Annotated in this window: 15 protein-coding genes and 2 riboswitches; of the genes, 1 reads left to right on the top strand and 14 read right to left on the bottom strand. The window is 52.2% G+C overall.

Going from position 1 to position 13,599, the window contains the following annotated elements; all coding sequences use genetic code 11:
• Positions 1–3: 3 nt before the first annotated feature.
• The 5 genes from gcvH to C1A10_RS08525 form a co-directional block, all read right to left on the bottom strand.
• The gene (gcvH, locus tag C1A10_RS08505; protein ID WP_101909877.1) at positions 4–384 is read right to left on the bottom strand and encodes a glycine cleavage system protein GcvH; all 381 of its coding nucleotides are present in this window, start codon (positions 382–384) and stop codon (positions 4–6) included.
• A 12-nt stretch (positions 385–396) separates the two neighbouring features.
• Positions 397–1,494: a glycine cleavage system aminomethyltransferase GcvT gene (gene gcvT, locus C1A10_RS08510; protein ID WP_101911608.1), complete on the bottom strand. Its 1,098-nt coding sequence runs from the start codon at positions 1,492–1,494 to the stop codon at positions 397–399.
• Positions 1,495–1,611: 117 nt separating this feature from the next.
• Positions 1,612–1,688: riboswitch (glycine riboswitch) on the bottom strand.
• Between the two features lies 1 nt (position 1,689).
• Positions 1,690–1,775, bottom strand: a riboswitch (glycine riboswitch).
• A 181-nt stretch (positions 1,776–1,956) separates the two neighbouring features.
• On the bottom strand, positions 1,957–2,913 hold the full coding sequence (locus C1A10_RS08515) for an alpha/beta fold hydrolase (protein WP_101909878.1): 957 nt from the start codon (positions 2,911–2,913) through the stop codon (positions 1,957–1,959).
• Between the two features lie 46 nt (positions 2,914–2,959).
• Entirely contained in the window at positions 2,960–3,391 is a 432-nt protein-coding gene (locus tag C1A10_RS08520; RefSeq protein WP_101909879.1) for a hypothetical protein, read from the bottom strand.
• Between the two features lie 173 nt (positions 3,392–3,564).
• A complete protein-coding gene (locus C1A10_RS08525) occupies positions 3,565–4,731 on the bottom strand; it encodes a cation diffusion facilitator family transporter (RefSeq protein WP_101909880.1) in 1,167 nt (388 codons plus the stop codon).
• Positions 4,732–4,895: 164 nt separating this feature from the next.
• On the opposite strand from C1A10_RS08525, the gene C1A10_RS18465 reads away from it, so the two are divergent.
• Positions 4,896–5,069, top strand: coding sequence for a hypothetical protein (locus C1A10_RS18465; RefSeq protein WP_180951063.1), 174 nt, complete (start codon positions 4,896–4,898; stop codon positions 5,067–5,069).
• Positions 5,070–5,166: 97 nt separating this feature from the next.
• Here C1A10_RS18465 and C1A10_RS08530 read toward each other — a convergent pair whose 3' ends face one another.
• The 9 genes from C1A10_RS08530 to thyX form a co-directional block, all read right to left on the bottom strand.
• Positions 5,167–5,910: a YebC/PmpR family DNA-binding transcriptional regulator gene (locus tag C1A10_RS08530; RefSeq protein WP_101909881.1), complete on the bottom strand. Its 744-nt coding sequence runs from the start codon at positions 5,908–5,910 to the stop codon at positions 5,167–5,169.
• A 41-nt stretch (positions 5,911–5,951) separates the two neighbouring features.
• Positions 5,952–7,163, bottom strand: a complete 1,212-nt coding sequence (locus C1A10_RS08535; protein ID WP_423241417.1) for a peptidase U32 family protein — start codon at positions 7,161–7,163, stop codon at positions 5,952–5,954.
• A 22-nt stretch (positions 7,164–7,185) separates the two neighbouring features.
• Positions 7,186–8,631, bottom strand: coding sequence for an endolytic transglycosylase MltG (mltG, locus tag C1A10_RS08540; protein ID WP_145997715.1), 1,446 nt, complete (start codon positions 8,629–8,631; stop codon positions 7,186–7,188).
• Positions 8,632–9,159: 528 nt separating this feature from the next.
• Positions 9,160–9,762 carry a 5-formyltetrahydrofolate cyclo-ligase gene (locus tag C1A10_RS08550; protein ID WP_101909885.1) on the bottom strand — a complete coding sequence of 201 codons (603 nt, stop codon included), beginning with the start codon at positions 9,760–9,762 and terminating at the stop codon, positions 9,160–9,162.
• Positions 9,750–10,292 (bottom strand): DJ-1 family glyoxalase III, encoded by a 543-nt coding sequence (locus tag C1A10_RS08555; protein ID WP_101909886.1) that lies wholly within the window; start codon positions 10,290–10,292, stop codon positions 9,750–9,752. The genes C1A10_RS08550 and C1A10_RS08555 overlap by 13 nt, the downstream gene beginning before the upstream one ends.
• 20 nt (positions 10,293–10,312) lie before the next feature.
• Positions 10,313–11,191, bottom strand: coding sequence for a GNAT family N-acetyltransferase (locus C1A10_RS08560; protein ID WP_101909887.1), 879 nt, complete (start codon positions 11,189–11,191; stop codon positions 10,313–10,315).
• Between the two features lie 31 nt (positions 11,192–11,222).
• A complete protein-coding gene (locus C1A10_RS08565; protein WP_101909888.1) occupies positions 11,223–12,125 on the bottom strand; it encodes a DUF2156 domain-containing protein in 903 nt (300 codons plus the stop codon).
• Between the two features lie 22 nt (positions 12,126–12,147).
• On the bottom strand, positions 12,148–12,807 hold the full coding sequence (locus C1A10_RS08570) for a dTMP kinase (protein WP_101909889.1): 660 nt from the start codon (positions 12,805–12,807) through the stop codon (positions 12,148–12,150).
• Entirely contained in the window at positions 12,804–13,583 is a 780-nt protein-coding gene (gene thyX / locus C1A10_RS08575; RefSeq protein WP_101909890.1) for an FAD-dependent thymidylate synthase, read from the bottom strand. Before thyX ends, C1A10_RS08570 begins: the two co-directional genes overlap by 4 nt.
• Positions 13,584–13,599: the final 16 nt, after the last annotated feature.

A 13,599-nucleotide genomic window follows, 5' to 3' on the forward strand; every position in this document is an offset into this window, starting at 1 on the left:
CGTTCAGTCCTCCTTCTCGCAGTGTACCGCATAGTCGTCCGCGCTCAGAAGTTCCTCCCGGTCGGTGATGTTCTCAACTTCCACAAGCCACGCGCCGTAAGGGTCCTTGTTGATGGTTTCGGGCGCGTCCAGCAGTACCTCATTGATCGCTTTCACCGTCCCGGTTACAGGACTGTACACGTCGGATACCGCCTTGACCGATTCGACATCGGCAAAGGATTCCCCCTGCGTAACCTCGTCGCCCTCCTGCGGCAGATTGACAAAAACGAGATCACCCAGGGAGTGCTGCGCGTAATCGGTCAGGCCGACCTGCGCGGTGGTTTCAGTAAGAAATCTGACCCATTCATGGCTTCTGGTATAAAGCAGTTCACTTGGATTATTCATCATCATAACCTCCTATTTACTTGCCTGCGGATTTTTATAAAACGGAAGCTTCACAACCTCGGCGGCGATCCTTCTTCCGCGTACCTCGACCTCAACCGATGTGCCCGGTTCTGTAAAATCAGTCTCCAGAATTGCCATGGCTGCGGCATAGCCAAGGAAAGGGCAGTGGGTGCCGGAGGTAGTAAATCCGATCTCCCTGCCCTGCGCAAACACGGTTTCGTGCTCACGGATAATTCCGCGGCCGGTTACCTTCAGCCCGACCCGCTTGCGTTTCAGCGGGCCTTTTGCTAAGATGCCCTGTTTTCCGATGAAATCTTCTTTTGCCAGTTTCACGGCAAAGCCGAGGCCGGTTTCCAGCGGGTCAATCGTCTCATCCATCTCATGCCCGTAAAGCGGCATGGCGGCCTCCAGCCGAAGCGTGTCGCGCGCGCCAAGACCGCAGGGGATCAGCCCGAGATCGTTTCCGGTCTTTAAGAGCAGGTCCCATAGCTTCGGGGCGTCCTCATTGGAACAGTAAAGCTCATAGCCCGCCTCCCCGGTATAACCGGTGCGGGAAAGGATGCAGGAAATTCCCCCGATCGCGGCTTTGGGAACAAAGCTGTAGTAGTTTTGAGGGATCCGGGATTCTTCCGTTACCCGCAGCAGAATTTCTTTGGAAAGCGGCCCCTGCAGGGCGATCTGTGCCACGCTGTCCGAAGTATCCTCAAAAGCAACGTTCCCGACGAGGTGCTCACGCATCCACGCCACGTCTTTGTGGCGGTTTGCGGCGTTCACCACAACCATATATTTTTCGTCATGATACTTGTAGACAATCAGGTCGTCCACAACCCCGCCGTCCTCATAGCACATCGGGCTGTACCGCACCTGACCGTCATACATGCCTGTAAAGTCATTGGTCAGCAGCCGGTTCAGGTTTGCCAGCGCGTCCGGCCCCGTATAGACGACCTCGCCCATATGGGAAACATCAAACAGGCCCGCTTTTGTCCGGACCGCCATATGCTCCGCGATGACTCCCGTTTCGTACTGGACTGGCAGCAGATAGCCCGCAAAGGGGACCATCTTTCCACCCGCCGCCGCATGGCAGTCATAGAGTGGTGTTTTCAGTTCCATCCTCCATACCTCTTTCCTTAAAATAAACCGGTTCCGCCGCGCCTTTGAGCCGGAACCTGCAACAGAATCATTTTGCCCCGGAAAAATAAAAAACGGAGGCGCGCTGATAAACAGCGCACCTCCGTCATGATACCTGAAAGATTCTCCCTTGCGGGATTGCTTCTTCGGCGCCAATTAAATGGCTTTCCAGAGTTCCGTCCAAATCCGGTCCTTTTGCCTGAGAGTTTGTCGCAAATTCACCTTCGGCTCCGTGCTTGCACGGCCTCTCCCGGATTTTTCATTCGAATGATTCAGTTGTCGGTTAAATTTGTCATCAGTATAGGGGATGGCGCACACAAAGTCAATCCTTTTTTGATGCGACCTCTCTAAAAAACAGCGATTTGGAAATCTATCCAAAAAAACCGACATTTTCTCCTGCCGGTTTTAAACAGATTGCCGCAAGCCCGCAAAGCTGCTCAGTCATCAGATATCTTCTTCGTCCGGCGGCATACAGGCCAGATGTTTATCCAGCCAGTCAAGCAGCTCCAGGTAAACCTGAGCGCGGTTGTTCTCATTCAGCATTTCATGGCGTCCGCCTTCGTAAAGCACCAGTTCCACGTCGGACACTCCCGCTTTGATATACCGCTCATAAACCTGCTCGGGTCCTTTCCCGAATTCCCCCGCCGGGTCCATAGAGCCGGAGATCAACAGGATCGGAAGCGTCAGAAGCGTATTTGCATAGCATTTTCTGGCGTTCGCTTTGCGAATCAGGATAAACAGATCGCGGAAAGCCGAAGCGGTAAACAGAAAGCCGCATCGGGCGTCATCGGTATACAGCCTGACCAGCTCCCGGTCTCGGGAAAGCCAGTCAAATTTTGTTTTCGCGGGCTGGAACTGGTCGTTGTAGTTGCCGAACGCCAATTTATCCAGCCCCGCGTCGGGGTAGGCCGGCCCGTTCTTTTTCACCGACCGGTTGGCAAGCTGAATTGCCGTTTCCACACGGATTCCCGCCCTTGTGGTTCCGGAAATAATCAGCGCACTCAACGACTGAGGATATTTCGCGGCAAAAAGGCGGGCAATCAGGGACCCCATGCTATGACCAAGCAAAACGACATTGCAGCCCGGAATTTCGCTCCGGATAATTTTATTGAATTTATACTGGTCATCGATCAAGATGCGCCAGCCGTCCTGCTCTGCGAAAAATCCAAGCGGGGCACCGGCTGCCGAACGTCCATGTCCGAGCTGGTCAATTCCGCAGGCAACATAGCCATGCTGGGCGAGTTCGCGCATGAATTCATGATAGCGCCCCATATGTTCCGCCATCCCATGTATGATCTGAATAACGCCCCGGTTCCCTTCCGCAGGAATATAGATCCAGCCAAAAAGGCCGGATACGCCGTCTGTGCTTTTAAATTCGATCTGTTTGACCGTTATATTCATAAATTGACATCGATCCTTTTTCAGGCAAAGTCCTCCGGAAAGACCGTTAAAGACCTGCTCCGGCAGGCTCCCTGCGATACTTGCGGTCGAGCACCTCGTGCAGTTCCCCGCGCTCGGTTACCGTAAAGAAAGAAATATTCTGTAACGTTTCCCACATCCGGACGAGAATGGATTGCTCACTCACCGGAATACCTGTTACAGTATTGATGACATGGTTGCTGTGAATTAAATGAACAATGGTGCTTTGGGGATTATCCGAAAATTCAACTGTCATGCGGGCGCTGTATTCCTTTGCGACGCTGAACAGGTGTTCCAGCGCGGCGGGGTTGGTCTGTGCACCCGTCCTCATAACGCTGAGAACAATCAATTCCGTCTTGGAAAGGTCTGCTATCAGGCGCGCCGACTTAATAATGCGTTCACATGCGAACTGGTCGGTTACCAGAGCCAGCGTAGTATAAACAGACTGAAATTTATTCATGTCGAACTCCTTTGACTGTGATTCTTTATCAGCAGATTTATCACAGTTTATTATACAATACATTTGTAAATAAATTGTGAGCAATTCTATGATTTCGAAAAAACTTGATCAGAACTCTCCTGCTGTTTTCAGAACCCGGAGTATCCCGCTGCTTTGAGTTGATTGTCCTGCTTTCAAATGAACGCCTTTTCCACGCGGATCACCGCAAAATACTTTTCATCAATCGACTGCACACTGTTGCGGATACAATTCGCCACCTGCGCGTCGGTAAGCCAGAATTTGTGTGGCACCGTGACGTCAAATATCAGATTGGTATGCGTTTTGCCCTGTACCATGCGAAAATCATGAATGGTAATGGCAGGGTCAATCTTTTGGGTCAGCTGTATCACTTTTTCCTTCAGCACCGCCGCCACTTTATCATCTGTCACAATCGGGTCCATGTGGATGGTTGCTTCACAGTTGAACCTGCTGCGCAGTTCCAGCTCAATCAAATCGATGGCGTCGTGCATCACCAGAACATCCATGCTGCTGGGGACCTCCGCATGCAGGGAAATCATGCAGCGCCCGGGGCCATAGTCATGCACAATCAGGTCATGCAGCCCGATCACCTCTTTATGGCTCAGAACCGTTTCTTCAATCTGCTTCACAAATTCCGCGTCCGGAGCCTGCCCAAGCAGCGGGGATAGGCTGTCTCTGGCGGTCGTAAAGCCGGAATAAAGAATAAAAAGCGCTACCAGCATGCCGATCCAGCCATCCGCCTGCAGATGGAAAAAATGACTGAACAGCGCCCCGACCGCTACCGCGGACGTCGCGGCAACATCGGTCAGGGAGTCCATCGCGGTAGCCTTCATGGCGGTGGATTCGATCCGATTGCCCAGTGTCCGATTGAAATAGCTCATCCAGAGCTTTGTAAAGATCGACACAATTAAAATCGTGAACGGAAGTATCTGAAAAATCACCGTCTGCGGGTGCAGAATTTTTTCGAAGGAGCTTCTTACCAATTCGATTCCCACCAGCATGATCGCCATTGAGACAAGTAAGCCGGAAAGATATTCGATCCGTCCATGCCCGAACGGGTGTTCGTGGTCGGCCGGCCTTCCCGCCATCTGAAAGCCCAGGAGTGTCACCAGTGACGAACCCGCGTCCGACAGATTATTGAACGCGTCCGCGGTTATGGAAATGGAGGAGGTGAGCAGACCTGCAAAAAATTTAGCGGCAAACAGGCATAAATTCAGAAAAATGCCAACCGAACCGGCTAAAATTCCATACCGCCCGCGCACCCGCAGATCATGAATCCGCGCGCTGTCTTTAATGAATAGTTTAACCAGCAGGTCAACCATATCATTCACCCCGTTGTCTAATAGTCTATGTCATATTATTCTGATCATTCTAACGCAATTCAGGAAAGACGTCAAATCAAACGCATTACAGGAATTTCTATAAATAAACGTCACAAGGTGTCATATACTATACATGAGCACAGGCACAGGAAGGAGAAAAGAGTATGTTTTTTAAAAAAAAGCGAGAGCAAAAAGAATCAAAAAAGCAATCTAATTTCACTTCTCAAAAAACCGAATCCATGAGCCAGGCAGGAAAATCTTTCGATGAAGTCCTCCCTTACCTCTTATCCGGAGAAGCGGACGACCTGTCCAACGATTTTACAATGAAACTTCAATAACGTAAAAGCCGATTACAATTGTCCTCCTGATTTTCTGTTTTATTCAAAAAACAAAATGCCCTCCTGATGAATCTTCCATCCATCAGGAGGGCTGCTTTTATTCTTCGTCTTCCTCTTCAGGCATATCCCAGTTGTGATAGACGTTCTGCACATCGTCGTTGTCATCAAACATGTCCAGGAGCTTCTGCATTTTTTCAACCAGTTCCGGGTCGGTAATCTGAACCTTGGTCATCGGGATATATTCCACTTCCGCTGAATCATAGACATAGCCCATCTCCGCCAGCTTTCCGGCCACTTTGGAAACATCGTTGGGCTCGGTGACAACCGTAATCATCTCATCCTCATAATTATAATCGGATGCGCCCGCTTCAAAGCAGTCGTCCATGGCTTTTTCCTCGCCGATTTTGTTGTCCTCGTTCTCGATGTAAATCATTCCCTTGGCTTCAAACAGAAACGAAACGCTGCCGCTCTGCCCAAGGTTTCCCCCGCATTTGTCGAAATAGTGGCGCAGGTCGCCGGCTGTGCGGTTGCGGTTGTCTGTCAGAGTCTCAACGATTACGGCTACGCCGGAAGGTCCATACCCCTCGTATGTAATCTCCTCGTAGTCTTCTTTACTGTCGCCCGCTTTTTTCAGCAGGCGTTCGATATTATCGTTCGGCACGTTGTTTGCCTTGGCTTTCGCAATCAGGTCGCGGAGCTTGCTGTTGTTGTTCGGGTCGGCACCGCCTTCGCGGGCAGCGACGGTAAGTTCACGCCCTATTTTCGTAAATACCTTCGCCTTGGCACCGTCCGTTTTTTCCTTTTTCCGTTTGATATTGGCCCATTTGGAATGTCCAGACATCTCTCTCAACCTCACATTTATGATTTGATTTTATGATGAGCTTATTTGTTTTCCCGTCTCAGCATGGCTCCCCGCGGAAAAGGCTTCGCGCAGGGGATTCGGTACTGGCGCATGGGATGGCAGGCGCTCTCCACTTCTCCCGTCTGGGGATCATGGATTGCAGCAATGGTAAACTTCTCCGGGGGGTGCCCGGGCTGCATAATTTCCGTTTCATCGCCGCGGGAAAATTTGTTGCGGCCGGTAACCATCAGTTCGCCGTCCTCCCAGCCCTCCACGACAGCGATAACGTCCCAGTTCCGGATATATCCCGCATTCTGATAGCACTGGTCCGGACGTCCGAAATAAAATCCGGTGGAATATTCCCGGTGGCTGACGCGCAGAACTTCATCCAGAACCCATTGCGGAGGGTGATAATGAAGCGGGTCCCGCAGATAGGCGTCCACAGCCGCGCGGTAGGCTCCGGTCACGACCGCTACATAATACGCAGATTTGGCACGCCCTTCGATTTTCAGGGAGGTTACCCCTGCTTCTGTCAGCCGGTCAATATATTCGATCATGCAAAGATCCTTTGCATTCAGAATGTAGCTGCCCTTTTCATCCTCAAAAATCGGATAATACTGTCCGGGACGCTTTTCTTCCATGAGGTGGTAGCCCCATCGGCACGGCTGCGCGCATTCTCCCCGGTTCGCGTCACGCCCGACGATATAGTTGCTCAACAGGCAGCGCCCGGAAAAAGACATGCACATCGCGCCGTGGACAAACACCTCAATTTCCAAGTCCGCCGGCGTATGCTCGCGGATACAGCGAATCTCCTCCAGGGAAAGCTCCCGCGCCAGCACCACGCGCTTCGCGCCGAGCCGGTGCAGTTCGATGGCAGTCAGATAATTGACAACGCCGGCCTGCGTGGAAATATGCAGCTCCAGTTCCGGAACAAGCCTCTTGGCCAGCATCAAAATGCCGATATCCGCGACAATGAGCGCGTCTACACCGGCATCGCGGGCCATCCGCAAAAAGTCCGGCAGCTGCTCCAGTTCCTCGTTGGATGGCAGTGTATTGCAGGTCAAGTAGACGCGGACGTTCCTTTCGTGCGCGTACTCAACCGCGGACCGGAGCCCCTCCCGGTCGAAATTTGCGCAGGCGGCGCGCATGCCAAACGCGGTACCGCCCAGGTAAACCGCATCCGCGCCATAAAGAACGGCATTTTCCAGCCGTTCCATGTCGCCCGCGGGCGATAAAATTTCGGGTTTTTGCAAATGAATTTCTCCTTTGGAAGGGTTAGGACCCGGAGTTCTGCTCCTCCTCATTAACGCCCGTTCCGTGCGCGCCGATGCCCGCATTCTGGATATTGACATCGTGCTCTTCCCTCGTTTTGGCAAAATAGAATTTGCCGTCTTTGTCAGACAGGAAGTAATAGTAGTCAGACTGCTCGGGTGAAATAGCCGCCTCTATGGCGTCCATACCGGGATTGCAGATCGGGCCCGCAGGCAGGCCGTTGCACTTGTACGTGTTATAGGCATCATACATCGGCTGGTTTGTCACTGTCATAAACGGTTTGATGTCGTTCTCAACATAATGAATGGAGGGGTCGGACTCAAGCCTCGGCAGCTGCATCTGCGGATTCTCCATACGGTTGTGGAAGACAGAAGAAACCATCTTCATATCTGGGACCTGCGCCGCCTCTTTCTGAATCAGGGACGCCAGTGCAATAATATCGTCAATGGACATTCCCGACGCTTCAATTTCTTCCGAAAGGTCGCCGGCAATTTTATTATTAAAGTTGGAGAAGAACTTGCGGGATACCGCCTCCGGACTCATCCCTTTATAAAAGATATACGTGTCCGGGAAGAAATAGCCCTCATAACGGCGGAACCGGTATTCTTTTTCAGGGACATCCGCCAGCGCCTCATATTCCCACGGGAATTCGCCTGCATCCAGATAGGCGTACAGGTCGTCCGCTTTGCAGACATCGTTCTCTTCCAGTTTATCGGCGATCTCCATCAGCGTGACGCCCTCGGGGAACATCAGCGTGACTTCTTCCTGCTTACCGCTGTTCGGTGTGCGGAACTTTACCATGATCTGGTCATAGCTCATGTTGGAGTTGAGCGCATAATCTCCCGGCAGAAAGTCCTTCGCATCATTTTTCAGCCCTGCGTAAATTTGGAAGGTAAACGGCTGGTCAATAATTCCCTTTTCTTTCAGCATCGCCGCAATCTGCGACATCGACTGCTCGGGCGGAAGCGTAAACTCTATTTCCATGTCTTTTTTATTCAGCCCGAACAGATCCTGCGCACTTGCAAGCGCAAAAAGAGCCAGAAAAACGGAAACGCCCAAAACCACCGCAAGCACGATCAGCGCCCGCATCCAGCGGCTGAAACCGCCGGGTTCGTGCCTGTAGTCTTCCTCGCCGTCATCCCCATGGCCGCCGCCACCTCCGCCGCCATGATGATTGATTGGCGGAGCCGGTGTGGAAGGCTCATAAAATTCATTGTCATCAATATTAACCTGAAATGAACGCCGTTTAGGCCTGTCCGGTTCCTTTGCAGCCTGCGCGGACGGCTGTACCGCTGATGAAGCACCGACAGCTGTCCGCTGCCTCTGCGGCTCAGGAGCATCAAAATCAAATGCACGGCGCCTCCTCTGCGGCGCCGCAGACTGCTGCGCATCCACGTCGTCCAGCTTGAAGCTTTTGATCAGGCCTTCAAACTCATCGTTGTTACTCATGTGTCCTCCTTGTCCTCCTATGCGGCAGGCTGAAAACTGCGCGAAAACACCGCTGCCGAGGCCAGACGCGTTTCGCAAAATACTGATCAGCGCATTTTCTGATTTTACACAGCAAAAGCCAATATACAATATATAATACCTCAATTTGTCAGAATAATCAAATAGTTCCCGCTATTTTATCGCAAATTTATCGCAAAATCTTTTCACATTGTTTTTATTGCATCCCTGTTGTAACCCATTTCACCGCAAAAACATAGAATAAAACAAATCTATAACTGTGAGGTGTCAATTGATATGAACAATTGCTGCAACGACTGCGTTTCTCCCGTAAGCAACAGTTGCGGTTGCGGATGCGGATGCGGATGCGGAAACAGCGGAGTGAATTCCTGGCTTTGGATTCTAATTCTCATTATCATTGTGTGTGGATTTGGATTCTGGGGCGGCTCAAATACCTGGTACTAAGCTTGCCAATACATGCACATGAGCCGCAAATGGCGGTCCCGAATTGATAACGGGGCCGCCATTTGCCTATCTTCTTTTCTGTGCGGACACCGGACTGTACAGTCGTTTCTCGGTAATAATCAAATTCACGGGAACATCATAGCGGCCGCTCCAAAGCCGCTTCCGCAGGTTCTGCTCATAAACAATGCCAATTTTAACCCCGGGATAACCGGACAGAAACCGGTCGTAGTATCCCGCACCGTATCCGAGGCGATAGCCGGCCCTGTCATATGCAAGCGCCGGCACGATGCAGATGCTGTCTTGAAAATCCCGCACCAGTTCGCACCGCTCTTTTATCGGCTCCAGTACGCCGAAAGTACGCGGAACCAGTTGGCCAAGGGATTCGATCAAATAAAATTCCATCAGGCGGCTGTCGTCTATGCAGCGCGGAACCGCCACCCGCTTCCCATCGGCCAGCGCCCGTACAATCAGACGTAATGTGTCAACTTCTATCGGCAGGGAAACATAGGTCAGCACCAGTTTGCAGGCCTGATATTCCCGCACTGACAGCAGTTTCTCCAAGATTTTTTCGTCATGGGCGTCCTTCATTTCTGCACTCATGGAACGCCGCCAATCCTTGATTTCATTTCTCATTCGCTGCTTGAGCGGCCGGATGTCTATCCCCTGCATTGCAGCGAATCCTTTAAAATCTCCGCACGCCGGGAATTGGTCAGCACCTCAACCAGCTTCAGACCAAATTCAATTGATACGCCCGGCCCCTTCGCGGTAATGATGCGCCCGTCTACACATACGGGCTCCGCCGACAGCACAGCGCCTGCCAGCTGTTCCTCATAGCCGGGGAAACAGACCGCCTGTCTGCCGTTCAGCAGCCCCTTATGCCCTAAAATAGACGGGGCGGCACAGATCGCCCCAATCCACTTATCGTTCTGCACACAATAATCAATAACGGTCTGAACCGCCTCTGATTTTTCCAGTGACAACGTTCCGGGCATCCCCCCGGGAAGGACAACCATGTCGAGTCCTTCCGGCTTGATGTCATCATCCACCAGATCGCAGCGCACTGTAATTCCGTGTGAACCGGTAATGTCCCGTTTTCCAATGCCCACCGTCTGAACCGACAGTTCGGCCCGCCGCAGCAGATCCACCTGTGTCAATGCTTCAATCTCCTCGAACCCCTGACCTAAGAACACATAAATCATCACCGAAACCTCCTTCTCGTTCAATCCAGTACAAGGCTGATATAGGGCGCGGCGCCTCCCGCACGATAAACACGCTCCCTCGCATCCGCGTCATACCAGCACGCGGCTCCGGACGCCGCCTTTTTGAGCGGATAAGGCGAATGCATATCCATAGGAAGCCGCAGATGGTATTCGTCCGCGCTGAATTTCTGCTGCAAGACCGCCAGCGCCGTTTCCACAGACATCCCGTCCACAGCAAGCTCCTTGAGAAGGACAGACCCGCCGCGGTTATAGCAGACAGCTACGGCGTGCGAAGCGTCTCCGGTAGCCAATGTCAGCGTCTCGCCGCCGTTGAAGGCGGTTTCCGCCATCCGGTAGGCCAGAGAATCGCCGTCCCACCGCACGAACATGGTGCGCCCGGCAAAGGCCCGCTCCCTGATTTCCATAAATTCCTGTACGGTAGTGTCGGTAATGACAAAGCTTCCTTCAAATTTTGGTATGCGGCCGCGCTCCACAATTGCCTGTCCCGAATAAAATTCAGCGGAAAACCCGCGTTTGCCGTAAAAATTATATAACTGCGCGGAAGCCGGAACCAATACAGAAAGTTTTACCCCCTGCTCCTTAAGATATTTATGCACACACTCAATCAGTTTGGTGCTCAGCCCCCGCCCCCGGTAGCTTTGCTTTGTCGCCACCGCGTAAATATATCTGGCCGGCATAATTCCCGCCGGCGTCACCACCGTCATCGGCAGAAGCGACAGCATGGAAACCGGATGCTCGCCGTCCATAAATACCAGCATATGGCGCGAAATATCATATCCGCCGAAATACAGGTCAATATATTGGTTACTGTCCCCGAAACACTCTTTCCAGAGTTCACGGAGTTCTCCCCGCATGGACTCTTCTGCAAATTGTATCACTTCTGAGCCTCCTCCGGTTGCATTGAATCTTTTATTTTTCTGTCAGCGAGAATTTTTCCAGGAGGATCGCCGGCTTATAGGATAGCTTTGCCTTTCGGAGCCCTTCATCGCCGACGTCATCCTCCCGGTTGACATACTGGAAATCTTCGCAGTTATGGGATACAAACTGCTGGTTAATCATCGGGTATGCACCGGCTATCTCATGGAATGCTTTTTCAATGTGCACAATAAACGTATCGGAATTGAGCGGGCGTCCCATCGTAAAGGCGATCACCTCGCCGTCCAGCTTCAGCAGGCCGCCGGACAGCCCCAGTGCCTGAAAATTGTTAAAGCAGTTGCGCACCGCACAGGCTTCCTCCGCCAGATCCGGGTCATCCCCGCAGCCGTACTCTTCGCACCAGCGCACATTCATCTTCCAGCATTCATCAATATTATCGCCCGTAATCGCCTCATAACTCCAGGCGCCCTCATGCTCCGTCTGGAAGCGGTTAATAAAGTTGCGCTTGGAATGCAGCTTTTTCCCGGCAAGCGTGATCAAAGCCTTGCTCTCATAGATATAATCAAAGGAATCCCTGACCTCCGTAAATTCAAAAGTATCGGGGTAAAGCATTTCAAGAAGCGCACGGTTTTCTTTTGTGATCGCGTGCATCCGAAACAGCTCTCCCCTCCGGTCTGCGTCACGGCGCAGTTCCTCAATGATCGGCTTAATGTCGCCGCTCCCAGAGGGAAACAGATAGCTGGGTCTATGGGTTTCATCCTGCCTTGAGGAATGGACCACATAATACTGATCTACCCGGGCAATCTCGATGCCGTACAGCTTCCGGTAGATGAAATTGTTGGAAAAGGTATATTCACTGCCCCGCTGATCCCCCATTGCAAGAAGCGGCTCAATCCATGTTTTGTCACTCAGTTCTATTCTTTTAAAATCCAGCATAAAAAGTCCTCTCGAATTTTTGTCAAATTTGTCCTGCTGCCCGATAGACCTGATCGGCTATCAAGCTGACATCAAACGCCGCGTTTTCATCTGAACAGTGCACCACCCGCCAATCAAACTTCTGCGCGGCGTAAAGCGCGCAGGTGCGGCAGCGCGCCATATAGCTCAGATTGGCCTCGTGGATATCTTTTTTGCTCTCATCGCCATGGTAGCGCAACGAGAGCAGTTTTTTGGAAACATCGGGATGCATGTCCAGATAGATTACTAAATCGGGGCGCGGCAGCCCCAGCTTCTGATATTCAAAATCTTCCAGCCACGCCGCAAATCCGTCCCACTCCTCCATCGGCAGCTTTGACATCTGATGCACCAAGTTGGATGTCGTGTAACGGTCAGCTAACATAGTATATCCGGAAAGGTACTCTTTTTTCCAGAATTGAGTATAGCTGGCATAGCGGTCAACAGCATAAAAGCTGGATGCCGCATAAGCGGAAACCTCGTCCGCCTGCCCGAAATCGCCGCCAAGGTATTGTTTCACAAGCGCAGAAGAAGGCTGGCTGTAATCCGGAAAACTGATCGCACGCACCTGTTTTCCTTCCCGCAGGAGCCGTTCCTTCAGCAGGCCGGCCTGTGTCTGCTTTCCGGAACCGTCCAACCCGTCAATAACAATCAGTTTGCCGCTCATTCGGCCGCCCCCTGTTTCAGGCGCTCGATCAGTTCCCGCGTTTCCTGCGGCTTTCCGCAGGACATCTTTCCTTCCGTACAGGCTCCGCGCACACAGGGAGGCCCGGCTTTGGAAAACAAAGCGGGGGCAACAGCACTGACCAGCGCGAGCATTTGATCGGCGACATCACGGATCTCCCACTGGGCCCGGTTGCAACAGCGATGCCGGAAAAAATTCAGCAGGCTGCGTGCGTTCATGGTGACCACCATCTTGGTATCGCAGGCGTTAGGGAGCACAAAACGCGCGTCCTCAATCGCCTGCTTCTCCGCAAGGCGCGCGGCTGTCTTTTCCTCTTTTCCCTGCGCTGTCAGAGTTCTGGTGTGCTTGTCCCTCAGAATCTCAGCAATTCTGTCATAGCTCTCCTGAGCCGCCCGCATCGCCTTTTCGAATTCTTCTCTGGCCTGCGGAACAGAGACAATCTCGGGCGGCGTTACATAGGTAAACTGTCTTTCACGGACATAGCGCTGGCTCTGCACGCTATAGGATGCGATTCGGTGGCGGGTAATCTGTGCCAACAGCGAACGGGAAACGCCTTCGATCCCGAAGGTAAAGCTTGCGTGTTCAATCGGGCTTTCATGCCCGATTTCCGCGAGCATTTCCACAAATCCTGCGGTCTTTTCTTCGGTAAGGTTGTCCAATAAGTCGTCAATCGAAGCAGGCGAGTAACAAAGCTTCGCCGCCGCCGCAACCGTCCGCTCCGGGTTGGGCGTATACGTAATCAGGGTAACATTTGCCATTTTTTTGTCCTCCATG

Source organism: Marasmitruncus massiliensis (assembly GCF_900186535.1).
Taxonomy (GTDB): Bacteria; Bacillota; Clostridia; order Oscillospirales; family Ruminococcaceae; genus Anaerotruncus; species Anaerotruncus massiliensis_A.

Excerpts from the sequence above, each read along its gene's own strand:
- gcvT (WP_101911608.1), bottom strand. The coding sequence starts at position 1,494 with ATGGAACTGAAAACACCACTCTATGACTGCCATGCGGCGGCGGGTGGA.
- gcvH (WP_101909877.1), bottom strand. The coding sequence starts at position 384 with ATGAATAATCCAAGTGAACTGCTTTATACCAGAAGCCATGAATGGGTC.
- C1A10_RS08520 (WP_101909879.1), bottom strand. The coding sequence starts at position 3,391 with ATGAATAAATTTCAGTCTGTTTATACTACGCTGGCTCTGGTAACCGAC.
- C1A10_RS08515 (WP_101909878.1), bottom strand. The coding sequence starts at position 2,913 with ATGAATATAACGGTCAAACAGATCGAATTTAAAAGCACAGACGGCGTA.
- C1A10_RS08550 (WP_101909885.1), bottom strand. The coding sequence starts at position 9,762 with ATGCAGGGGATAGACATCCGGCCGCTCAAGCAGCGAATGAGAAATGAA.
- mltG (WP_145997715.1), bottom strand. The coding sequence starts at position 8,631 with ATGAGTAACAACGATGAGTTTGAAGGCCTGATCAAAAGCTTCAAGCTG.
- C1A10_RS18465 (WP_180951063.1), top strand. The coding sequence starts at position 4,896 with ATGTTTTTTAAAAAAAAGCGAGAGCAAAAAGAATCAAAAAAGCAATCT.
- C1A10_RS08530 (WP_101909881.1), bottom strand. The coding sequence starts at position 5,910 with ATGTCTGGACATTCCAAATGGGCCAATATCAAACGGAAAAAGGAAAAA.
- C1A10_RS08555 (WP_101909886.1), bottom strand. The coding sequence starts at position 10,292 with ATGATTTATGTGTTCTTAGGTCAGGGGTTCGAGGAGATTGAAGCATTG.
- C1A10_RS08565 (WP_101909888.1), bottom strand. The coding sequence starts at position 12,125 with ATGCTGGATTTTAAAAGAATAGAACTGAGTGACAAAACATGGATTGAG.
- thyX (WP_101909890.1), bottom strand. The coding sequence starts at position 13,583 with ATGGCAAATGTTACCCTGATTACGTATACGCCCAACCCGGAGCGGACG.
- C1A10_RS08570 (WP_101909889.1), bottom strand. The coding sequence starts at position 12,807 with ATGAGCGGCAAACTGATTGTTATTGACGGGTTGGACGGTTCCGGAAAG.
- C1A10_RS08525 (WP_101909880.1), bottom strand. The coding sequence starts at position 4,731 with ATGGTTGACCTGCTGGTTAAACTATTCATTAAAGACAGCGCGCGGATT.